This is a genomic window from Streptomyces abikoensis (assembly GCF_014648775.1).
GTDB classification, from domain to species: domain Bacteria; phylum Actinomycetota; class Actinomycetes; order Streptomycetales; family Streptomycetaceae; genus Streptomyces; species Streptomyces abikoensis.
Window position 1 is genome coordinate 98660 of sequence record NZ_BMRT01000005.1, and the last position, 20429, is coordinate 119088.

18 protein-coding genes are annotated in these 20429 nt (G+C 72.4%); 3 read left to right on the forward strand and 15 right to left on the reverse strand.

Features of this window, described 5'->3' with window-relative positions:
- Nucleotides 1–62: 62 nt before the first annotated feature.
- Nucleotides 63–803 (forward strand): isocitrate lyase/PEP mutase family protein, encoded by a 741-nt coding sequence (locus tag IE096_RS18320; RefSeq protein ID WP_189453045.1) that lies wholly within the window; start codon nucleotides 63–65, stop codon nucleotides 801–803.
- A 15-nt stretch (nucleotides 804–818) separates the two neighbouring features.
- On the opposite strand, the gene IE096_RS18325 is transcribed toward IE096_RS18320, so the two are convergent.
- From IE096_RS18325 to IE096_RS18380, 12 genes are all read right to left on the reverse strand, one after another.
- Nucleotides 819–1790 (reverse strand): ABC transporter substrate-binding protein, encoded by a 972-nt coding sequence (locus IE096_RS18325; protein WP_189453047.1) that lies wholly within the window; start codon nucleotides 1788–1790, stop codon nucleotides 819–821.
- 1 nt (nucleotide 1791) lies between these two features.
- On the reverse strand, nucleotides 1792–3747 hold the full coding sequence (locus IE096_RS18330) for an ABC transporter permease (protein ID WP_189453049.1): 1956 nt from the start codon (nucleotides 3745–3747) through the stop codon (nucleotides 1792–1794).
- Nucleotides 3744–4928 carry a quaternary amine ABC transporter ATP-binding protein gene (locus tag IE096_RS18335; protein WP_189453051.1) on the reverse strand — a complete coding sequence of 395 codons (1185 nt, stop codon included), beginning with the start codon at nucleotides 4926–4928 and terminating at the stop codon, nucleotides 3744–3746. The genes IE096_RS18330 and IE096_RS18335 overlap by 4 nt, the downstream gene beginning before the upstream one ends.
- Nucleotides 4925–6457: a GMC family oxidoreductase gene (locus tag IE096_RS18340; RefSeq protein WP_189453053.1), complete on the reverse strand. Its 1533-nt coding sequence runs from the start codon at nucleotides 6455–6457 to the stop codon at nucleotides 4925–4927. Before IE096_RS18340 ends, IE096_RS18335 begins: the two co-directional genes overlap by 4 nt.
- A gap of 52 nt (nucleotides 6458–6509) precedes the next feature.
- Nucleotides 6510–8018: an aldehyde dehydrogenase family protein gene (locus IE096_RS18345; protein ID WP_189453054.1), complete on the reverse strand. Its 1509-nt coding sequence runs from the start codon at nucleotides 8016–8018 to the stop codon at nucleotides 6510–6512.
- A 174-nt stretch (nucleotides 8019–8192) separates the two neighbouring features.
- Nucleotides 8193–9056 carry a serine/threonine kinase C-terminal domain-containing protein gene (locus IE096_RS18350; RefSeq protein WP_189453056.1) on the reverse strand — a complete coding sequence of 288 codons (864 nt, stop codon included), beginning with the start codon at nucleotides 9054–9056 and terminating at the stop codon, nucleotides 8193–8195.
- A gap of 13 nt (nucleotides 9057–9069) precedes the next feature.
- A complete protein-coding gene (locus IE096_RS18355) occupies nucleotides 9070–9651 on the reverse strand; it encodes a hypothetical protein (protein WP_189453058.1) in 582 nt (193 codons plus the stop codon).
- Nucleotides 9648–11318 carry an AbeC-like domain-containing protein gene (locus IE096_RS18360; RefSeq protein WP_189453060.1) on the reverse strand — a complete coding sequence of 557 codons (1671 nt, stop codon included), beginning with the start codon at nucleotides 11316–11318 and terminating at the stop codon, nucleotides 9648–9650. Before IE096_RS18360 ends, IE096_RS18355 begins: the two co-directional genes overlap by 4 nt.
- A 182-nt stretch (nucleotides 11319–11500) precedes the next feature.
- Nucleotides 11501–12490: a malate dehydrogenase gene (locus tag IE096_RS18365; protein WP_189453062.1), complete on the reverse strand. Its 990-nt coding sequence runs from the start codon at nucleotides 12488–12490 to the stop codon at nucleotides 11501–11503.
- 371 nt (nucleotides 12491–12861) lie between these two features.
- Nucleotides 12862–13983 (reverse strand): helix-turn-helix domain-containing protein, encoded by a 1122-nt coding sequence (locus tag IE096_RS18370; protein WP_189453064.1) that lies wholly within the window; start codon nucleotides 13981–13983, stop codon nucleotides 12862–12864.
- 397 nt (nucleotides 13984–14380) lie between these two features.
- Nucleotides 14381–15271, reverse strand: coding sequence for a helix-turn-helix domain-containing protein (locus IE096_RS18375; RefSeq protein WP_189453066.1), 891 nt, complete (start codon nucleotides 15269–15271; stop codon nucleotides 14381–14383).
- Nucleotides 15268–16068, reverse strand: a complete 801-nt coding sequence (locus IE096_RS18380) for a helix-turn-helix domain-containing protein (RefSeq protein WP_189453068.1) — start codon at nucleotides 16066–16068, stop codon at nucleotides 15268–15270. Before IE096_RS18380 ends, IE096_RS18375 begins: the two co-directional genes overlap by 4 nt.
- A gap of 331 nt (nucleotides 16069–16399) precedes the next feature.
- On the opposite strand from IE096_RS18380, the gene IE096_RS18385 reads away from it, so the two are divergent.
- Nucleotides 16400–16840, forward strand: coding sequence for a hypothetical protein (locus tag IE096_RS18385; RefSeq protein ID WP_189453070.1), 441 nt, complete (start codon nucleotides 16400–16402; stop codon nucleotides 16838–16840).
- Between the two features lie 74 nt (nucleotides 16841–16914).
- Here IE096_RS18385 and IE096_RS18390 read toward each other — a convergent pair whose 3' ends face one another.
- From IE096_RS18390 to IE096_RS18400, 3 genes are all read right to left on the reverse strand, one after another.
- Nucleotides 16915–18138 (reverse strand): NADP-dependent isocitrate dehydrogenase, encoded by a 1224-nt coding sequence (locus IE096_RS18390; protein ID WP_189453072.1) that lies wholly within the window; start codon nucleotides 18136–18138, stop codon nucleotides 16915–16917.
- A 103-nt stretch (nucleotides 18139–18241) separates the two neighbouring features.
- Nucleotides 18242–18712 carry a DUF3017 domain-containing protein gene (locus IE096_RS18395; protein ID WP_189453075.1) on the reverse strand — a complete coding sequence of 157 codons (471 nt, stop codon included), beginning with the start codon at nucleotides 18710–18712 and terminating at the stop codon, nucleotides 18242–18244.
- Entirely contained in the window at nucleotides 18702–19583 is an 882-nt protein-coding gene (locus IE096_RS18400) for a bifunctional methylenetetrahydrofolate dehydrogenase/methenyltetrahydrofolate cyclohydrolase (protein ID WP_189453076.1), read from the reverse strand. Before IE096_RS18400 ends, IE096_RS18395 begins: the two co-directional genes overlap by 11 nt.
- 159 nt (nucleotides 19584–19742) lie before the next feature.
- Here IE096_RS18400 and IE096_RS18405 point away from each other — a divergent pair, with 159 nt between their 5' ends.
- Entirely contained in the window at nucleotides 19743–20402 is a 660-nt protein-coding gene (locus IE096_RS18405) for an RDD family protein (protein WP_189453077.1), read from the forward strand.
- Nucleotides 20403–20429 lie beyond the last annotated feature (27 nt).

The window sequence follows — 20429 nt, forward strand, 5'->3', positions numbered from 1 at the left end:
CCACGTTCTCCATAGAGAAGTGGACCACTCCGCCCGCCCCTTGGGGGCCTACGGTCGTTCGTATGACGACTGCGGCGGCGGCCTTTCGCGCACTTCATCACACCCGCGACACCGACGGTCCCCTCGTGCTGCCCGGCCCCTGGGACGCGGCCAGCGCCCGGGCCTTCGCCGACGCCGGGTTCCGGGCCCTGGCGACGCCGAGCGCGGGGGTCTCGGCGTCACTGGGCTACGCGGACGGGGAAGCTCCGGCAGCGGAAATGTTCACGGCGGTGGGCCGGATCGTGCGGGCCGTCGCTGCCGAAGGAGTGGTCGTCACCGCCGATGTGGAGGACGGCTACGGGCTGCCGCCGCGTGAGCTCGTCGAGCGCCTCCTGGAGAGCGGTGTGGTCGGCTGCAACCTGGAGGACACCGACCGCACGACCGGACGGCTCAAGGACCCGCGCGAGCAGGCCGACTGGCTGGCCGCCGTCGTGGCCGAGGCGGACGGACGGCTCGTCGTCAACGCCCGTATCGACACCTTCCTGAAGGGCGACGTCGACAGCGCCGCCCCCGCCGTCGAACGCGGGCTGCTGTACGCCGCCGCCGGTGCCGACTGCGTCTACCCGATCCTCGCCCCGGCCGAACTCCTCGCCCCGATCGCCGAGCGCGTCGGGCTGCCGGTCAACGCCCTCGCCCTGCCGGGTGGGCCCTCCCCCGCCGAACTCGGCGCGCTCGGCGCCGCCCGCGTCACGTTCGGAGGCGGGCTGCACCGGCGGGCGATGGCGGCGGTGGCGGAGATCGCGGTGGGTCTGCGGGAAGGGTGACCCGTCAGGGCCGGCTCAGCCCACCCACTTCTTCCACGTGTCCGGGTGACGCTCCACCCACCGCTTCGCCGCCTCCTCGGGCGCCAGCTTGTCCTCGGCGATCATCTGGGCGACCTCGTTCTGGTCGGCCTTCGTCCAGTGGAAGTCCTTCAGGAAGCGGGCCGCCTTGCCGCCCTTCTTCGCGAAGTCCGCGTTGAGGTACTTCTTCAGGGGCGTCGTCGGGTACGCGCAGTCGATCGTCGACGGGTCCTTCGCGCCCTTCGCCGCGCAGGCGTCGGTGTACTCGGGGAGCTTCACCTCCACCATCGGGACCTCGTTGAAGAGCCACTGGGGCTCGTACCAGTAGGTCAGGAAGGGCTTCTTCTCCTTCGCGAACTGCTTGATCTGCGTGATCTGCGCGGCCTCGGAGCCCGCGAAGACGACCTGGTAGTCCAGCTTCAGGTTCTTCACCAGCGCCTTGTCGTTGGTGACGTACGACGGGGAGCCGTCGAGGAGCTGGCCCTTCCCTCCGCTCTCGGAACTCTTCAGCTGCGCGGCGTATTTGTTGAGATTCCGCCAGTCGAGAACGTCGGGGTGGGCGTCGGCGAAGTACTTCGGGACCCACCAGCCGATGTGGCCGGTGACCCCGAGATCGCCGCCGTCCGTGATCGTCCTCTTGTCGCGGACATAGCGTTTCTCCTGGTCGGGGTGGCCCCAGTCCTCCAGGATCGCGTCCACGCGGCCCTGGCTGAGGGCGTCCCAGGCCGGAACCTCGTCCACCTGCACGGTGTCCACGCGGTAGCCCAGCTCGTGCTCCAGCAGGTACTGCGCCACCGCCGCGTCGGCGCGGGCGCCGACCCACGACTGCACGGAGAGGGTCACGGTCTTCGCGCCCGCCGCGTTGGCGTACGGGGACGCCTGCTTCGTCATGTCCGCCGCGCCGCAACCGGTGGCGACGGCGGCCAGCAGGGCCGTCGCCGGAAGGGCGATCAGTGCCTTGCGCTTCATGTCAGTTCGCCTCCTTCGCCTTCACCGGCTGGGTCACCCGGTCGAGCATCAGTCCCAGGCACGCGATGGCCGTACCGGCCATCAGTCCGGTCGCCAGGTCGCCCTGCGCGAGGCCGAAGACGACCTCGTAGCCGAGCGCGCCACCGCCCACCAGGCCGCCGATGATGACGACGGACAGGACGAGGACGACCGCCTGGTTCACGGCCAGCAGCAGCTGCGGCCTCGCCAGCGGGAACTGCACCTGCCGGAGCTGCTGCCCGCCCGTCGCGCCCAGCGAGCGCGCGGACTCCATGGCCGCCGGGTCCACCTGCCGCAGCCCCTGGCCGACGATGCGGACGACGGCGGGCAGCGCGTAGACGATCGCCGCGGCGGCGGCCGGGGCGCGGCCCACGCCGAACAGGGCGACGACGGGGATGAGGTAGACGAACTGCGGCATGGTCTGGAAGACGTCCAGGACCGGCCGGAGCAGGCGCTCCACGCGGTCGCTGCGCGCGGCCGCGACGGCGACGAGCACGCCCAGGAGCAGGGTGACGACGACTGCCGCGAGCACCTGGGAGAGGGTGTCCATGGCGGGCTCCCAGCGGCCCAGCACGCCGATCGCGGCGAGGGACAGGGTCGCCGTGAGGGCGGTGCGCCACGTGCCGATCAGCCAGGCCAGGGCCGCGACGAGGGCCAGGGCTCCCCACCAGGGGAGGGCCTGGAGGCCGGATCGGAGGGGGTCCAGGACCCAGGCGGTGTAGTGGGCGGCGGCGTCGGCGGTGCCGCCGATTCCCGGTATTCCGCTGTAGAGGTGGTCGACCATCCAGTCCTTCGCCCGGTTCACCGGGGCGGCGATCTGGAGCGTCCAGGTGGACGGCCAGGACGTGCCGGCCAGGCGGCCCGCAGCGACCACCGCCGCGATGCTCACCACCCACGTGGTCACCGTTCGGGTGCGGCCCGGTGGGTGGCTCTGTGCCCACCCGTTCCGCCCTGCGGAACGCCTGCCCACAGAGCGGTCCAGGACGATCGCCAGGAGCACGATCGGGATGCCCGCTGTCAGGGCGGTGCCCACGTCCACCGTCGACAGGGCCTGGTAGACGCGGTCGCCCAGGCCGTCCGCGCCGATGACCGAGGCGATGACGGCCATGGACAGGGCCATCATGATGCTCTGGTTGACGCCCAGGAGCAGCTCGCGGCGGGCCAGGGGCAGGCGGGCGGTCAGGAGGCGCTGGCGGGCCGTGGCGCCGAGGGAGTCGACGGCCTCCAGGACGCCCTTGTCCGTGCCGCGCAGGCCCAGTGCCGTCAGGCGGGCCATCGGGGGTGCCGCGTAGACGACGGTGGCCAGGACGGCCGGGGCCACGCCGATGCCGAAGACGAGGACGACGGGGAGGAGGTACGCGAAGGCCGGGAGCGCCTGCATCGTGTCCAGGACCGGGCGCAGGGCCCGGAACGTACGGTCCGAGAGGCCGGCCGCCAGGCCCAGCAGCGCGCCGACGGCGACGGACGCCGCGACGGCCACGATCATCAGGGCCAGGGTGCGCATCGTGGGCACCCACATGCCCAGCAGTCCGCACACCGCGAACGAGGCCAGGGCCGTGACGCCCGCCCGTACGCCCGCCAGGCGCCACGACAGCAGTGCCGCGCCCGCCGTCACGCCCGCCCAGCCGAGGGCGAGCAGCACGACGTAGACGGCCCGTACCGAGACGACGATCGCGTTGCTGATGTGGCCGAAGAAGTACAGGAACAGCCAGTGGCTGTCACGGTTGTCGATGATCCAGTCGTTGGCCCGGCCGAGCGGGCCGGTCAGGTCGACGGTCAGCGCGTGCGGCCAGGCGCCGCTGCCCCAGCGGGCGGCGGCGAACGGCGCGACGGCCGCCGTGACGGCCGCGAGCAGGAGTAGTTTGCGGGCGGCGGGGCGATGCCACACCGCCTGGAGGGGCGTGATGTGGGGGGTGACGGTCGTGCCGGCCGTGCTCATGCCGCGGTCTTCTCCTCGAAACCCCCCATAGAAGGCGTGCTGTTCGGAGGCGTGCTCTTGGAAGGAGTGCTCTCCAGACCCGCCACCACCCCGAGCAGGCTCGTGGAGTCGACGACGCCCAGGCACCGGCCCGCGTCGACGACCCGGGCCGAGCAGCCCGTGCGCGCCACCGCCTCGATGGCGTCGGCGACCGTCGTGGCCGGGGACAGCGCCGGGCCGGTCGCGGCCTCGCCCGCGTCGTGGGCGGGACGCATGGCGCGGCGGACGGTGAGGACCTGCTCGCGCGGCACGTCCCGGACGAAGTCGCGGACGTAGTCGTCGGCCGGGGAGCCGACGATCTCCTCGGGGGTGCCGCACTGGACGACGCGGCCGCCGCGCATCAGCGCGATGCGGTCGCCGACGCGCAGCGCCTCGCTGAGGTCGTGGGTGATGAAGACCATCGTGCGGCCCTCGTCGCGGTGGAGGCGGACGACCTCTTCCTGCATGTCGCGGCGGATCAGCGGGTCGAGCGCGCTGAACGGCTCGTCGAACAGCAGTACTTCGGGGTCGGCGGCGAGGGCGCGGGCCAGGCCGACGCGCTGCTGCTGGCCGCCGGAGAGCTGGCCGGGGCGGCGGCCCTCCATGCCCGCGAGGCCGACCTTGGCCACCATCTCGCCGGCCTTGGCGCGGCGTTCGGCCTTGCCCACGCCCTGGATCTCCAGGCCGTAGGCGACGTTGTCGAGGACCGTGCGGTGCGGGAGCAGGCCGAAGTGCTGGAAGACCATGGCGGCCCGGTGCCGGCGCAGATCGCGCAGGGCGCCCTTGTCCATGCCGCCCACGTCCTCGCCGTCGATGGCGATGGTGCCGGCGGTGGGTTCGATGAGGCGGGTGAGGCAGCGGACGAGCGTGGACTTGCCCGAGCCGGACAGGCCCATGACCACGAAGCACTCGCCGGGGCGCACGTCGAAGGAGACGTCGCGGACGGCGACCGTGCAGCCGGTCCGCTCGCGCAGGGCGTCCGGGGGCAGGTCGGCCAGCGGGCCGCCGGGGACGCGCTCGGCCTTCGGTCCGAAGACCTTCCAGAGGTTGCGGACGGAGAAGACGGGCTTCTCGTCGACCGCCGGGCCCGTCGCCGGGGAAGCGGTCGTACGCGCCTCGCGTATGTCTCCCGTACTGTCGCCGGGGGCGGCCGTGGCGTTCATCGGGCCACCCCCTCGTCCGGGCTCTGTACAAGCAGTTCCGCGCACTTCTCCCCCACCATCAGCACTCCGATCATCGGGTTGACGGCCGTCATCGTCGGGAAGACCGACGCGTCCGCGATACGGATACCGCCCAGTCCGCGGATCCGCAACTGCGGGTCCACCACGGCCTGTTCGTCGCCCGGCGCGCCCATGCGGCAGGTGCCCGCCGGGTGGTAGACGGTGTGGGCGACCTTGCGCGCGTACTCGCTGAGCTCCTCGTCGGAGGTGATCTCCGGGCCCGGGCAGACCTCGCGCTTGAGCCAGCCCGCCAGCGGCTCGGTCTTCGCTATCTCGCGGGCGATGCGGATGCCGTCGACGAGCGTACGGGCGTCGTAGTCGTCCTCGTCCGTGAAGTAGCGGAAGTCCAGGGCGGGCTTCACGGACGGGTCGGCGCTGGTGAGGTAGAGGCGGCCGCGACTGCGCGGCTTGGGGATGTTGGGGGTCATCGACACGCCGTGCTCGGGCTTCTCGTAGCCCAGGCGCTCGGGGTTGTCGGTGAAGGGGATCTGGTAGAAGTGGAACATCAGGTCCGGGCCGTTCGAGGCCGGGTCCCGGCGGACGAACAGGCCCGCGTCGGAGTCCATCGCGGAGTTCTCGGGTATGGGCCCGTCCGTCTCCCAGACGATCACCGACTCGGGGTGGTCGAGGAGGTTCTCGCCGACGCCCGGCAGGTCGTGGACGACGGGGATGCCGAGCTCCTCCAGGTCGGCCTTGGGGCCGATGCCGGAGTGGAGCAGCAGCCGGGGCGTGTCCACGGCGCCCGCGCAGACGAGCACCTCACGGCCCGCCTCCACGAACAGCTCCTCGCCGTCCTTGGTGCGGACGTGGACGCCGCGCGCCCGGCCGGCCTCGATCTCCAGGCGGTACGCCCAGGTCTCCAGCATCAGGTGGAGGTTGGGGCGGTCGAGGAAGGGGTGGAGGTAGGCCACCGAGGCGCTGGAGCGCTTGTTGTTCTCGGGGTGGTAGGCGAGGTCGAAGAAGCCGACGCCTTCGTGGAAGGGCTTCTTGTTGAAGCCCTCGACGCGCGGGACGTCGGTGGCGCGCCGGGCGGCCTCGACGAAGTCGCGGGCGATGGCGTTCCGGTCCTTCTCGTCCACCGCGACGATGTTGTTGCGGAGCCGGGCGAAGTACGGGTCCATGGACTCGGCGTCCCAGCCCTCGGCGCCGGCCTCGGCCCACTCGTCCCAGTCGCCGGGCAGCGGCTTGAAGGAGATCAGGGTGTTGTGGGAGGAGCAGCCGCCCAGGACGCGGGCGCGGCTGTGGCGGATGTGGGAGTTGCCGCGCGGCTGTTCGGTGGTCGGGTAGTCGTAGTCCAGGTCCCCGCCGAGCAGGCCGAGCCAGCGGCGGAGGGTCAGGACGTCCTCGCGGTCGACGTCGGTGGGGCCGCCCTCGATGACGGCGACGGTGACGTCGGGGTCCTCGGTGAGACGGGAGGCGATGACGGATCCGGCGGTTCCGCCGCCGATGACGACGTAGTCGTAGACGGGCATGGTGGGGGTGAACTCCTTCTGCGGCAGGATGCTTCGCGTCGGCGCGGCGGGATCAGCCCGCGAACCAGCGCACCGGCTTCGGGGCCAGGTTCTGGTAGACGTGCTTGCTCTCGCGGTACTCGGCGAGCCCCGCGGGGCCCAGTTCCCGGCCGGTGCCGGACTTGCCGAAGCCGCCCCACTCCGCCTGCGGCAGATAGGGGTGGTAGTCGTTGATCCAGACCGTGCCGTGCCGCAGCCGGCCGGCCACCCGGCGGGCCCGGCCCGCGTCCTTGGTCCAGACGGCGCCCGCGAGCCCGTACTCGGTGTCGTTGGCGAGCGCCACGGCCTCGTCCTCGGTGTGGAAGGTCTCGACGGTGAGGATCGGCCCGAAGGTCTCCTCGCGGACGACCGTCATGTCGCCGTGGCAGAGGTCCAGGACGGTGGGCGCGTAGAAGTAGCCGTCCGCCGGGCGGGTCTCCGACGGCTCGGGGCGCTTGCCGCCGCAGCGCAGGGCCGCGCCCTCGGCGAGCGCGGAGGCGACGTACGCCTCGACCTTGGCGAGCTGCTGCGCGGAGACGAGCGGGCCACACTCGACGCCCTTCTCGGTGCCCCGGCCGAGCTTGATCCGCTCGGCGCGGCGGGCGAGTTCGGCGACGAAGCGGTCGCGCACCGACTCCTCGATGATGAGCCGGGAGCCCGCCGAGCAGACCTGGCCGCTGTGGATGAACGCGGCGTTGAGGGCCTGGTCGACGGCGGTGTCGAAGTCCTCTTCGGTGGCGCAGGCGTCGGCGAAGACGACGTTGGGGTTCTTGCCGCCGAGTTCGAGGGCGACCTTCTTGACGGCGGGCGCGGCGGCGCGGGCCACCTTGGCGCCGCTGGCCAGGCCACCGGTGAAGGAGACGAGGTCCACGTGCGGGTGCTCGGCGAGCCGGGCGCCGACCGGGTCGCCGGCGCCGGTGACGAGGTTGGCCACGCCGGCGGGCAGCCCGGCCTCGGCGAGCAGCCGCACCAGGTGCACGGTCGACAGCGGGGTGACCTCGCTGGGCTTGATGACGAAGGTGTTGCCCGCCGCGAGCGCCGGGGCGATCTTCCAACTAGCCTGCAGGAGCGGATAGTTCCACGGCGTGATCAGCGCGCAGACGCCGACCGGCTCGTGGACGACGACGCTGTGGACGTCGTCCGAGCCCGCGTCGACGACGCGCCCGCCGCCCTCGCCCACGACCAGCTCCGCGAAGTACCGGAAGGCGGCGGTGACATCGTCGACGTCGACCCGCCCCTCCTCCAGCGTCTTCCCGGTGTCACGGCTCTCGGTGAGCGCGATGGTCTCGCGGTCGCGCTGGAGCAGATCGGCCACGCGCCGCAGCAGCGCGGCCCGTTCGGCGACCGGCGTGCGCGGCCAGTCGCCCTCGCCGCCGCGGAAGGCGCGGCGCGCGGCGGCCACGGCCGCGTCGGCGTCCGCCGCGCCACCCTCGGCCACGACCGCGAGAACGGTGGCGTCGGCCGGGTCGAGCACCTCTCGCTGAGCGCCGGACGCGGCGGCACGCCACTCCCCGTCGACGTGGATGGTCTCGGCTGACGCCATGTCTTCTCTGCCTTCCGGTGACGAACGATCCGTTGCGTCCCGGCCCTGTCCGGACGAGGCCCAGGGCCGGCAACGGGTCGCGCCTAACCAGAAGGGGTGAACCTATGCCTCTCCTTTCACAAAGAGTGACGCGAGTCACTCAGCGTCGCGGATCGGGGTGTTGATCGAACGGTGTCATCCGACGCAGTAGCCCGTCGGGCAGAACGAGCCCACCAGTGACCGCATGACCAGGCCCTGCGCGGCCTCGCCGCCCACGGGACCGGCCACCAGCAGGGCGTACTGCTTGCCGTCGGGAGCGGTGTGGGCGTGGATCACCACATGCCGCCTGGTGCCGTCGCTCAGCGTGTACGTGTACTCGTACTCGGCCGGGTTGCCCGCCCCGGCGACCGTGCCGAGCCTGGCCTTCCGGTAGTTCTTGTACGCGGAGACGTACTTCTCGGTCTCCAGCAGCGAGTCGTACGGCGTCCGCCCCGGCGGATTCAGCGTGAACACCTGGATCAGGCTCGTCCCGTCCGCCGTCCGGTAGAACACGCTGCCCCGGTCCGTACTGCGCGACCAGCCCGCCGGCACGTCCAGCCGGAAGCCGGCCGGGTCCGTGGTCCGCACGAAGCCGGACGCGGCGCCCGGGGCGCCGTAGGTGCCGTAGGTGCCGTAGCTGGGATAGGGGTTGTAGGTGTAGGGGGTGTAAGGGGTGTAGCCCCCGGAGAGTCCGGAGGTCGTGCCGGACGACGATCCGTACGTCGATCCGTAGGTGTCCGTCGGGCCGGGGGACGGCCAGGCGGTGGCGGTCGGTACGGGACCGTCGACGCCCCCTCCGCCGTCGTCGTCCCGGACGAGCGCCCAGATGCCGACGCCGATTCCGCTCGCCAGCACCGCCCCGGCCACGACGCCCGCGAGGATCGAGGCGTGGGAGGGGCCCGTGGGCGGCTCCTCGTACGGGTCCGTTTCGCCGGCCTCTGCGCGTGGCGGTTCCGGCGGCCGCCATCCGGGCGGCGGTTCGTCCACCCACTTCTGCGCGTCCGCGTCCCAGTAGCTCATGCGACTCGCCGCCTCACGCCACTAACCGGCTGATCGCCTCGACGACGGCGGCCAGCGACGCCAGCCCGCCGGCGGCCGTGGCGCCGCTGGTCAGCAGCGTCCGCAGGCGCGTCAGCCGGGTGCGCCGGGCCTGGCCGGTCAGCCCGGCCTCCGCCTGGAGCTCCGCGAGCTCCCCGTCGACCTCGTCCAGCCCGTCGCCCGGGGTGCGGACGCGGTGGGACAGCTCCATCCGCATCTCCCGCACCGCCGCGAGGAGTTCGGGCGTCACGGTCAGCAACTGCCGCGAGGCGTCGACCGCCCGTGCGTCCCTGCCCTGGGCCAGCGCGCCGCCCGACATCGAGCCGACGGCCATGCCGCCCCGGCCCGGGGCCGGCGGCGGGGGCGTGGCGGCCGCCGTGGCGGGGCGCTCGCCCACGCGGTCGGAGCGGTCCTCGGCCCGGGCGCCGTCGCCCTGGGACACGGCGCCGCCACTGAGCGAGCCGATGGAGATGCCACCGCCGCCCGGGCTCTGGGCGCTCTCGCGGCGGTGTTCGTCGTCTTCGTGATGGTGTTCGTCGCGCTCGTGCCGGTCGTTCCTGTGCTGGTCGTCCGTCATCGTCCCCCGCTTCCCGTGAGGTGTTTGGCCTCGGCGCCCGCGCCCTGGGCCACGGCGCCGCCGCTCATCTGGCCGATGTAGATCGCGCCCTCGCTGAGCTGCACGATCTGCTGCTCGAAACGGTCCGTCTCATAGCCCTGGGAGCGCAGCGCCTCCCGGACCCCGCTGGCGATGCGGTCCTGGACCGTCTTCACATAGCGACTGACGTCCATCTCCTGGAACAGCGAGATCTCCTTCGCCGCCGCCAGCTCCCGCACCGAGTGGGCCGGGCCGTCCGGCGCCGAGCGCCGGGGGTCGGCGAGCCAGGTGCGGAAGCCCGACACGCCGGAGCGGACCGTGGAGACCGCCGCCGCGAAGCCGGCCGCGGGAGCGGTCAGCAGCGCGCGCAGGCCGTCGCGCAGCATGTCCTCCTCGCCCCGGCTCGCGATCACGTCGACCGCGCGGAACTCCGCCCGGATCGGCGTCAGGACGTGCGGGACGACCTCCAGGACCAGCATCCCGCCCTGGGTGTGCACCCGGACCAGCACCGAGACCACGACCTGCTCGTCCCACGCGCCGACGCGCACGCGCAGGAAGTAGCGGCGCGCCTCGCCGCCCTCGTTGACGGCCTCGGCCAGGTGCATCCGCACCGTGCGCTCGTCGTAGGACACCACGGAGCGCTGCGGCCCGACCGGGAGGTAGACGAACTCGTCGATCTCCAGGTCCTTCAGCCGGTCCCGGCTCGTCGCGGCGGCCGCCTGCCGCAGGGCCTCCAGCCGGGGGCGGATGAGCTCGACGACCGTACGGCCGGTGAAGGGGGCACCGGCCGCGCCGCTGGCCCCTCCGTCGGTCACGCCATTGGTCGCACCATTGGCGGTGCCGTTGGACGCCGACGGTGAATTCTTGCCGCGCTTGAGCTCCAGGGCGAAGGACCAGGGCTCGTAGGGGACGCCCATGCCGATGAACGGCCGGGAGGGGTCGTAGATCGTCAGCCCCGCGTACTGCTCCCGGTCGATGGACCGGGCGATGCGGCGGTGGTACGCCGAATCGGGGAAGGGCCGGCTGTCGGCGAAGTTCTTCCGGCTCAGCTCGTCGCGCATCACGGCCGCCACGCGCGCCCGGTGCATCCACACCGGCAGCACGAGCAGCAGCGGGAAGATGATGCCCGCCCAGTTGCCCGCGCCCTGGGCGAGCGCCCACAGGGCGAACAGCCAGTAGGCGAGGGTGATGAGCGGCAGGCCCGGCAGCAGGGCGCGCAGGGCGCGCTGGGCGCCGCTGCCCTGCAGGGCCTCGCGGAGCGTACGCCGGTCGACCACGTACGCCGCCGAGCCGCGCCCGGCGGCGGCGTGCGCGCCCCAGTGGAGCAGACAGACCGCCGCGTACAGGAAGGACCAGAGGCCGACGAACGGCAGGCCCTCCGCACCCTCGGGGGCGGAGGCGGCGTCGGCGGCGATGAAGCCCACCCAGAGGGCGAGCAGGAGCAGGGCGGTCAGGGTGTCCTGACCGCGGGCGCGCAGTGCGTGGGTGAGCACCGGCACCACATCGACCCCCAGGGACGGGGCGATGGGTCTTTCCTCATGTTCCACCAGCTCTTCGATGACACGGCGGCGGAACTCGATGTCGAGGTAGGTCCCCGCGCAGAGTAACCGGGTGGCCTCTGACGGGGATCCTTGGACGGAATGGCTCATTTCGGTCCCCCGATCCGTCGAACTCGCCTTCGAGCTAGCCGAGTTGACGTATTTTCGGAAGAACCCAGAATAAGCCAACGGGCCCGCCACCGACCCCCCTTGGGAGTGGATGACGGGCCCGAAATCGTCGGGCACGGGTGTACGTCGGCACACCCGTACGGCGACGGTGGTTCCGTACCGGCTCAGATCAGGCCGAGGGCGCGCACGGCGTCGCGCTCCTCCGCGAGCTCCTGGACGGAGGCGTCGATGCGGGCGCGGGAGAAGTCGTTGATCTCCAGGCCCTGGACGATCTCGTACTTGCCGTCCTTCACGGTGACCGGGAAGGAGGAGATGAGGCCCTCGGGGACACCGTAGGAGCCGTCCGACGGGATGCCCATGGAGGCCCAGTCGCCCTCGGCGGTGCCGTTGACCCAGGTGTGGACGTGGTCGATGGCGGCGTTGGCGGCCGAGGCGGCGGAGGACGCGCCACGGGCCTCGATGATCGCGGCGCCGCGCTTGGCGACGGTCGGGATGAAGGTGTCGGCCAGCCACGCCTCGTCGTTCACGACCTCGGCGGCGTTCTTGCCGGCGATCTCGGCGTGGAAGATGTCCGGGTACTGGGTGGCGGAGTGGTTGCCCCAGATCGTCAGCTTCTTGATGTCGGAGACCGCGGCGCCGGTCTTCTTCGCCAGCTGGGAGATGGCGCGGTTGTGGTCCAGACGGGTCATCGCGGTGAAGCGCTCACGCGGCACGTCCGGGGCGGCGGCCTGGGCGATCAGGGCGTTGGTGTTGGCCGGGTTGCCGACGACGAGGACCTTGATGTCGTCCGCGGCGTGGTCGTTGATCGCCTTGCCCTGCGGCTTGAAGATGCCGCCGTTGGCCTCGAGCAGGTCGCCGCGCTCCATGCCCTTGGTGCGGGGGCGGGCGCCGACGAGCAGCGCGACGTTGGCGCCGTCGAACGCGACGTTCGGGTCGTCGGTGATCTCGATGCCGCGCAGCAGCGGGAAGGCGCAGTCGTCGAGCTCCATGGCGGTGCCCTCGGCGGCCTTCAGGCCCTGCGGGATCTCCAGCAGGCGCAGCTTGACCGGCACGTCCGCGCCGAGGAGGTGACCGGAGGCGATGCGGAAGAGCAGCGCGTAGCCGATCTGACCGGCGGCGCCGGTGATGGTGACATTGACGGGAGTGCGGGTCATGGCGATCTCCTGCGCGAGCTTTGGTGGGTGTCCCTGCCCAAGGTGTGCGGATCTCTCTCGGTATCAAGAGATCCGGCGTCAGGCTATCCGACGGGACCGGCCATGTACTCCCGACCCGGTGTGGGACGCCTCACCGCCACGCATGCGCCACGTTTGTGGGCAATCGTTCCGCAGGGCGGAACGGGTGGGCACAAACGGCCCACCGGGCCGCGCCCGCCCTACGGCCCTGGCCCGCACCGCACCCCCCGTGGGTACGGCACCGCCGAACCGCACCGTCGTGGCCGAGCACCGCCGCGGCGGGAGGAGGCCCCAGCCCCGCCCTTTCACCGTTTCCCGGGGGCTACGCCCCCGGACCCCGGGAGGGGTGGGCGTCACCCCTCCGGTGTGCGGTCCGTCGGGCGCGGCGTCGTGCAGCCCTTGCGGCCGGAGAGGAGGGCCGCGCAGGCGGAGGCCTGACGGGAGTCGGCGACGGGGATCATGCGGGTGTGCCCGTCGGCACCCTTGTCGACGCGGCCGCTCTCGGTGACGGCCCGGCCGCCGGTACCGCTTATGCGGAGGGTGTCGCCCGGCGCGGCCTGGGTGATCCTGGCCCACGCGGCGCCGCACGCCTTGCTGTAGCGAACCTCAAGGTACGAGGCCCCCACCGTCGCGGAACCCGCTGTCGTGGCGTGCGCGCCGCCGCAGCCCATCGTCTCGGGGTCCTTGCCGGCGCAGGCGGCGCCCGTGCACTTCACCCCGTCGGGCAAGCTCGACGGGCTGCCGGCGCTCGGCGTGGCGATCGCGCCCGGGGACACCTGCCCGTCGTTCGAGCCCGTGCCGAGCAGCAGCACGCCCGCCGCCACGACGAGGAGGGCCCCCACCGCGCCGACGGCGAACAGGACCGTGTTGCGGCGCGCGGAGGCGGGGGCGGCGGCGGGGGCCTTGGGGCTCTTGGGCGCCTTCGGGTCCTTGGGCGCCTTCGGCTTACGGACCGGGATGGCCTTCTCCCGCACGTCCCGCGACCCGGGATCGCGCGGCAGCCCGGAATCCGGCATCGGAGGTGCCGGCGGCCCGGCCTCGTCGTCGCGCAGGGCCGTGGGCGCGGACGAGGGCGCGGCGGCCGCGCCCGCCGTCGCGGGCTTCCTCGCCTTCGCCGTCTTCTCCGGCGGCGGCCCGAACTCCCCCAGCGCCGCCTTCGCCTCCGCGACGCGGATCGCCTCCATCGTCACGTCGTGCCTCAGCTCGGAGCGGCTCCACGCCCGTTCGGCCAGCTCCCACAGCGTGCCCAGATGGCCCACGTCCGTGCCCGTGACCTCGGCCAGCGCCTCGGCCGCCCCGCGCGGGGGCAGCAGCCGGCCGTTGAGGTAGCGCTCCCAGGACGTCTTGCTGTAGCCGGTGCGGTCGGCCACGGCGGCGATGCCGAGCCCGCTGCGCTCCACGAGTCTGCGCAATTGTTCGGCGAACTCGCGTACCTGCGGGTCGAGTTCCTCCGGTAGCGCCCTCCAACGAGGCATTGCCCTCCCCTGTCCCCCGGTCCCCGCTCTCGACTACCCACGGGGATGCCCGAAACCAGCATGTCAGTTCCCAAAGGGGCGGCGCACGGAGGCACTTGGGGTTGATCAAGGCCATGGGGCGCACGCCCCTGGGGCGCGACCGGCGACCCCCGCCGTGCGCGGTGACCATACGGTGACATGACCGGGCACTTTGGTACGGAAAGAGGACCCGGTACCGGAACGGTCACGCCCACGCCACAGCGGCCCTGCGGACCTTGATCCGGCTTGTCGAGGTCATGATCCTTCTTGGGTGAGCGGCGGGCGGTCCTCCCACGGGGGTGGAGGACCGGCCGCCGGCTCTCCTCCACCCGTCTTCTACCCACATGTCGCCCCTCACACGCGGCATCACACACCGGCGTCACACACGCGGGGCCGGTGATTGCGGAACAAAGCACTCCGGGCTGCCGCCGGCGGGCAGGACACAGGCCCGCGCCTTGTCCGGGTCCTTGGTGGCGGTCATGGCCGTCGACAGATAGACCTCCGTGTCGCGCTGGCTCGCGGCCTTGAGCTCCTTGGCGTCGGCGCCGGGCAGCGTGAGCACGACACGGTCGCCGAGCCGCAGGTTCATGGACCGCACCCACACGGCCCCGCACTTCTCGCTGTAGCGGATCTCGACCCGCTGGCCGCCGGCCGCCCGGCGCTGGAGCAGGGTGACGAGCATGCCCTGGGCGCCGCAGCCCATCTGCCCGGGGTCCGCGCCCTCGCACTCCGCGCCCCGGCAGCCGGGTTCGTAGGACTGCGGGTAGGAGGCCGCCGCGATGGGGTCCGCGGGGGCGTGGTCCCGGTCGCCGGCCCCGGAGCCGCCGCTCGCCAGGACCAGCGCGACCACCACCCCCGCCACGACGAGCACGGCGGCGCCGACCGGCAGCAGCACCCGTCGCACGAGGAACGGCCGCCGCTCCGGCTCCTCCACCACGGGCGGGGGCGCCTGCGGAGGGGACGCCTGCGGAGGGGGCGCCTGCGGCGGGGCCTCCCCGGCGGCGGCCCGTCCGCTCCACGACTGCTCGGCCAGCTCCCACAGCGCCAGCAGCCTCTCCGCCGGTTCGCCCGCCAGCCGGCACAGCGCGTCGACGGCCTGCCGGGGCGGCAGCTTCTTGCCGTTGAGATAGCGCTCCCAGGACGACTTGCTGTACGGGGTCCGCTCGCCGAGCGCGGCCAGGCTCAGGCCCGTACGGTCCTTCAGCTCCCGCAGCCCGGCGGCCAGCCGCCCGCACTCGGCGGGAACGAGCCGTTCCCCGCTCCCGCTCACCGGCGCAGCTCCTTCCAGGTGTCCGGGCCGACGATCCCGTCGACGACCAGGCCGCGCGCCTTCTGGAAGGCCCTGGCGGCGTCCTTGCTCCGCTCCCCGTAGGAGCCGTCGGTGAGGCCGGGGTCGAAGCCGTGGTACCGCAGCAGGCACTGGGCCTCCAGGACCTCCCAGCCCGAGCTCTTGAGGTCCATGAGCGTGGTCCGGGTCGCGCTGTAGCCGGCGCGCAGATCGCCGTCGTGCCGCTGGACGTCGCAGGGGCGCGAGCGGCCCTGGACGAAGACGAAGGGGGCCGGGGTGTCGCCGACGGCGGCGTGCTCCTGGCCCGCGGTCGTCCGGTCGCCCTGCCACGGACGGGTGGCCAGCAGGACGGCGGCCAGGGCGACCGCCAGGGCGACAACGGCCACGGCGAGCACGACGGTCGTCGTACGGCGCGGACCGGGGCGCGCGCCGCCACCGGCGGGAGGCGGTGCCGTGGGCGCGCCGGGTGCCACCCCTGCCGTCTCCTCCCCCTCCTCCGTCTCCGCCGCCTCGTCCGTCCACGCCTCCGCCGCGACCTCGTGGAGCACCAGCATCTTCGTCACGTCCGCGCCGCACACCCGGGCCAGTTCCTCGACGGCGTCGCGCGGCGGGAGCTGCCTGCCGTTGAGATAGCGCTCCCAGGAGGAACTGCTGTACGAGGTCTTGGCCGCCAGCGCGGCCAGGCTCAGCCCGCTGCGGTCCTTGAGTCTTCTGAGCTGTACGACGAGCTGCCGCACCCGCTGATCCAGCGAGGCGGGTAATTCCTTCCAACGCGACATGTTCCACCCCATACGCGTCACAAGAGTCCCTCGAGGCGGAAAGTCGCCTCGTGCCGCACATCATGGCGAGGTAAACGTGCCGATTCCCGTATCCGGGGCCGGGAGCCGTGGTTTCCGGCCAGCCCGGCCGCCCCTCGCCCGTCCCACCACCACCTCGTGGGACCCGGCGTCCCCGCAGGTGGGGGCGTGGGACGTCCCACGGTGGCCCAATTCCCGGCGATCCTTTGGCAGGAGGGGATGTGGCGCATCACAGTCAGTCCTGCAAGCCGGGGGCGGCGCGGTCCACCCCGTGCCGTCCCCCACCGCTCATCCACGGGGAGGAACCCGGATCATGAACATACGCAGGAGTGCCGCCGTGTCCGCCGCGACCATCATGCTGGGCGGTGGGCTCGCCCTCGCGGCCCCGGCCGCCGCGAACGCCGCCCCGGCCGCCGCCGGCACCACGACGCAGGCGCAGGCGGGGGAGCACTGGCGGAATCTGTGGAACGCCGACATCTCCGGCGACTACCTCGGCACGCACGGCAAGAAGTGGGTCTCCGGACTCACCTCGGTGCCCTCGGGGGCCAACATGGCCCGTGGCGTCTTCACCTGCTGGGGTGGCGGCGAAGCCAGCCTGACCGTGAAGGTCGTGGGCGGCGGCTCCTACACCAAGAAGCACCAGTGCAACGGCAAGAAGCACTACGCGACCGTGGCCGCAAAGCCCGGCCAGGCCTTCAACCTGACCCTCAAGGGCAAGAAGGACACCCACGTCGAGGCGTGGGTGAACGGCTGACCTGATCGGTCGTGAGAACCCGGTGGTCCGTCCTCTCACGGGGGAGAGGACGGGCCGCCGTCATGCCCCGGCGGCTACGCCGCCGCCCCGGTCCGCTTCCGCAGGTTCTCGTCCAGGGCCGTCAGGAACTGCTCGGTCGTCAGCCACGGCTGGCCGGGGCCGATCAGCTGGGCCAGGTCCTTGGTCATCTGGCCGCCCTCCACCGTCTCGACGCAGACCTTCTCCAGCGTCTCCGCGAACCGGACGACCTCGGGCGTGCCGTCCAGGCGGCCGCGGTGGGCCAGGGCCCGGGTCCAGGCGAAGATCGAGGCGATGGGGTTGGTGGAGGTGGCCTTGCCCGCCTGGTGCTGCCGGTAGTGGCGGGTGACCGTGCCGTGGGCGGCCTCCGCCTCGACCGTTCGGCCGTCGGGGGACATCAGCACCGACGTCATCAGGCCCAGCGAGCCGAAGCCCTGCGCGACGACGTCCGACTGGACGTCACCGTCGTAGTTCTTGCACGCCCACACGTAGCCGCCGTCCCACTTGAGGGCGGCGGCGACCATGTCGTCGATCAGCCGGTGCTCGTAGGTCAGGCCCGCCGCCTCGAAGCCCTCCCGGAACTCGGCGTCGAAGACGGCCTGGAAGAGGTCCTTGAAGCGGCCGTCGTACTTCTTGAGGATCGTGTTCTTGGTGGACATGTACACCGGGTAGCCGCGGTCGAGGCCGTAGCGGAACGAGGCGCGGGCGAAGTCGCGGATCGACTCGTCCAGGTTGTACATGGACAGCGCGACGCCGGCGCCCGGGAACTCGTAGACCTCCAGCTCGATCGGCTCGGAGCCGTCCTTCGGGGTGAAGGTCATGGTGAGCGTGCCCTCGCCGGGGACCTTGAGGTCCGTGGCGCGGTACTGGTCGCCGAAGGCGTGGCGGCCGACGACGATGGGCTTGGTCCAGCCGGGCACCAGCCGCGGCACATTGCTCATGATGATCGGCTCGCGGAAGATCACTCCGCCGAGGATGTTGCGGATGGTCCCGTTGGGCGAGCGGTACATCGCCTTGAGGTTGAACTCCTCGACGCGGGCCTCGTCCGGGGTGATGGTCGCGCACTTCACCCCGACGCCGTGTTCCTTGATGGCGTGGGCGGCGTCGACCGTCACCTGGTCACCCGTGGCGTCGCGGTTCTCGATGCCCAGGTCGTAGTACTTCAGCTCGATGTCGAGGTAGGGCAGGATCAGTTTTTCCTTGATGAACCGCCAGATGATGCGGGTCATCTCGTCGCCGTCGAGCTCGACGACGGGGTTGGCGACCTTGATCTTGGTCATGAGCCGGAACACCCCTTCTCACGCAACGTTCGTGGGGCCGACGCACCGGGCGGCCCCACGTCCACGCACCTTGCCGTACGCACTGCGCACGACGTCCTGCGTACTACTGCACGGTGAAGTGCAGCACGTCCTCCAGGAACGGGATCTTCAGCCACGCGTGCGGCTGGGCCATCAGGGCGAGCAGCACGATCGCCAGGCCCAGGCCGCCGTACAGGAAGAGGTCGGTGAACCGCGAGCGGACGGCCAGCATGCCCACGGACGGCAGCGTCCAGCGCAGCACCGCGCCGCCGATCAGCGCCAGCCCGATGATCAGCGCCCCGACCCGGAAGGCGTCGAAGGCCACGATCAGCAGGCCCAGGCCCGTGGCCCCCAGGACCGCCAGCAGCGGCCACTGCCGCGCGGGCGCCGGCGCGCGCCCCGGCGCGGCGCGCCCGCCGCCCTCGGGACGCGCGGTGTCCCGCGTGACCTGCGGGGGGCGCCGGGACGGGCCCGCCCCCTTCGAACCCGAACGGTTCGGGTCCGAGCCGTTCGGGTCCGAGCCGTTCGGGCCCGGGCCGGTGGGCTCAGCCCTCATCGCCGGTTCCGTCGCGCCGCGAGGCGTCCCGCTCGGCGGCCTCCACCACGTTGGCCAGCAGCAGGGCGCGCGTCATCGGGCCGACGCCGCCGGGGTTCGGGGAGATCCAGGCCGCGACCTCGCGCACGCCCGGGTGGACATCGCCGACGATCTTGCCGTTCTCGTCGCGGCTGACGCCGACGTCGAGGACGGCCGCGCCCGGCTTGACGTCCTCGGGCTTGATCAGGTGCGGCACGCCCGCCGCGGCCACGATGATGTCGGCCCGCTTCAGGTGGGCCGCCAGGTCCCGGGTGCCGGTGTGGCACTGCGTGACCGTGGCGTTCTCGGAGCGGCGGGTCAGCAGCAGCGGCATCGGACGGCCGATGGTCACGCCGCGCCCGACGACGACCACCTCGGCGCCGTTGATCTCCACGCCGTGCCGGCGCAGCAGGGTGATGATGCCGTTGGGGGTGCAGGGCAGCGGGGCGGGCTCGTTGAGGACGAGGTGGCCGAGGTTGGTCGGGTGGAGCCCGTCCGCGTCCTTGGCCGGGTCCATCAGGCCGAGGACGCGGTTCTCGTCGATGCCCTTGGGCAGCGGCAGCTGGACGATGTAGCCGGTGCAGGCCGGGTCCTCGTTGAGCTCCCGGACGACCGCCTCGATCTCCTCCTGGGTGGCGGTCGCGGGCAGCTCGCGCTGGATGGAGGCGATGCCGACCTCGGCGCAGTCGCGGTGCTTGCCGGCCACGTACTTCTGGCTGCCCGGGTCCTCCCCGACCAGGATCGTGCCCAGGCCGGGGGTGATGCCGCGGGCCTTCAGCGCCTGCACGCGGGTGGAGAGTTCTGACTTGATCGCGGCCGCGGTGGCCTTGCCATCGAGAATCTGGGCGGTCATGGTGCACATCCTCGCGGATCGGGTGGGGTTGGTTCCACTCAGGTCGGAGTCGCCCGCGCGACGTTGCGCGGTACGACCGTATGTCTACGATTGCGCCGCCGTGGCCCGGGCCACGGTCGTCCCGTACGAACCCAGCCACCGCTCGAAGGACACGTCCAGGTGACCCACCCGAACCCGCCCTACCCGCCGCCCCCGCCGGGCTACGGTCCGCCGCAGCAGCCGGGGCAGCCGTATCCGCAGCCGGGGCAGCCGTATCCGCAGTACCCGCCGTTCCCCCAGCAGCCCGGGGCGTACGGGGCCTACGGCCACGGCGGCTACCCGCAGGACCCGTACGCGATGCAGCAGCGCCCGCCGCTGGCGGGCTGGTGGGCCCGGGTGGGCGCGACGCTGCTGGACGGCCTGATCCTGGGGATTCCCACGCTGCTCCTGATCGCGGCCGGCGCCGGCATGTGGATCACCGGATACGAGGACTGCTCCACGTACGCGGCGAGCCAGGGCTACTGCGAGCAGTCGACCGGCCTGGTGACCGGCGGCCTGGTCGTGATGGGGCTCGCCTTCCTCCTCAGCGTCTTCCTCGGCTTCTGGGCCCTCTACCGCCAGGGCAGGACCGGTCAGACGCCGGGCAAGAAGGCCGTGGGCATCAGCGTGCTGCGCGAGCGCGACGGCATGCCCACCGGCTTCGGCATGGCGTTCGTCCGGAACCTGTGCCACATCGTCGACGGTTTCTTCTACCTCGGCTACCTCTGGCCGCTGTGGGACGAGAAGAAGCAGACCTTCGCCGACAAGATCGTCGGCACGGTCGTCGTCCGGACGCGCTGAGCGTCCCCGGAAGGCCGCGCTCCACGG

Excerpts from the sequence above, each read along its gene's own strand:
- IE096_RS18360 (WP_189453060.1), bottom strand. The coding sequence starts at position 11,318 with ATGAGCCATTCCGTCCAAGGATCCCCGTCAGAGGCCACCCGGTTACTC.
- IE096_RS18340 (WP_189453053.1), bottom strand. The coding sequence starts at position 6,457 with ATGCCCGTCTACGACTACGTCGTCATCGGCGGCGGAACCGCCGGATCC.
- IE096_RS18390 (WP_189453072.1), bottom strand. The coding sequence starts at position 18,138 with ATGACCAAGATCAAGGTCGCCAACCCCGTCGTCGAGCTCGACGGCGAC.
- IE096_RS18325 (WP_189453047.1), bottom strand. The coding sequence starts at position 1,790 with ATGAAGCGCAAGGCACTGATCGCCCTTCCGGCGACGGCCCTGCTGGCC.
- IE096_RS18350 (WP_189453056.1), bottom strand. The coding sequence starts at position 9,056 with ATGAGCTACTGGGACGCGGACGCGCAGAAGTGGGTGGACGAACCGCCG.
- IE096_RS18345 (WP_189453054.1), bottom strand. The coding sequence starts at position 8,018 with ATGGCGTCAGCCGAGACCATCCACGTCGACGGGGAGTGGCGTGCCGCC.
- IE096_RS18330 (WP_189453049.1), bottom strand. The coding sequence starts at position 3,747 with ATGAGCACGGCCGGCACGACCGTCACCCCCCACATCACGCCCCTCCAG.
- IE096_RS18365 (WP_189453062.1), bottom strand. The coding sequence starts at position 12,490 with ATGACCCGCACTCCCGTCAATGTCACCATCACCGGCGCCGCCGGTCAG.
- IE096_RS18355 (WP_189453058.1), bottom strand. The coding sequence starts at position 9,651 with ATGACGGACGACCAGCACAGGAACGACCGGCACGAGCGCGACGAACAC.
- IE096_RS18385 (WP_189453070.1), top strand. The coding sequence starts at position 16,400 with ATGAACATACGCAGGAGTGCCGCCGTGTCCGCCGCGACCATCATGCTG.
- IE096_RS18370 (WP_189453064.1), bottom strand. The coding sequence starts at position 13,983 with ATGCCTCGTTGGAGGGCGCTACCGGAGGAACTCGACCCGCAGGTACGC.
- IE096_RS18335 (WP_189453051.1), bottom strand. The coding sequence starts at position 4,928 with ATGAACGCCACGGCCGCCCCCGGCGACAGTACGGGAGACATACGCGAG.
- IE096_RS18395 (WP_189453075.1), bottom strand. The coding sequence starts at position 18,712 with ATGAGGGCTGAGCCCACCGGCCCGGGCCCGAACGGCTCGGACCCGAAC.
- IE096_RS18380 (WP_189453068.1), bottom strand. The coding sequence starts at position 16,068 with ATGTCGCGTTGGAAGGAATTACCCGCCTCGCTGGATCAGCGGGTGCGG.
- IE096_RS18400 (WP_189453076.1), bottom strand. The coding sequence starts at position 19,583 with ATGACCGCCCAGATTCTCGATGGCAAGGCCACCGCGGCCGCGATCAAG.
- IE096_RS18320 (WP_189453045.1), top strand. The coding sequence starts at position 63 with ATGACGACTGCGGCGGCGGCCTTTCGCGCACTTCATCACACCCGCGAC.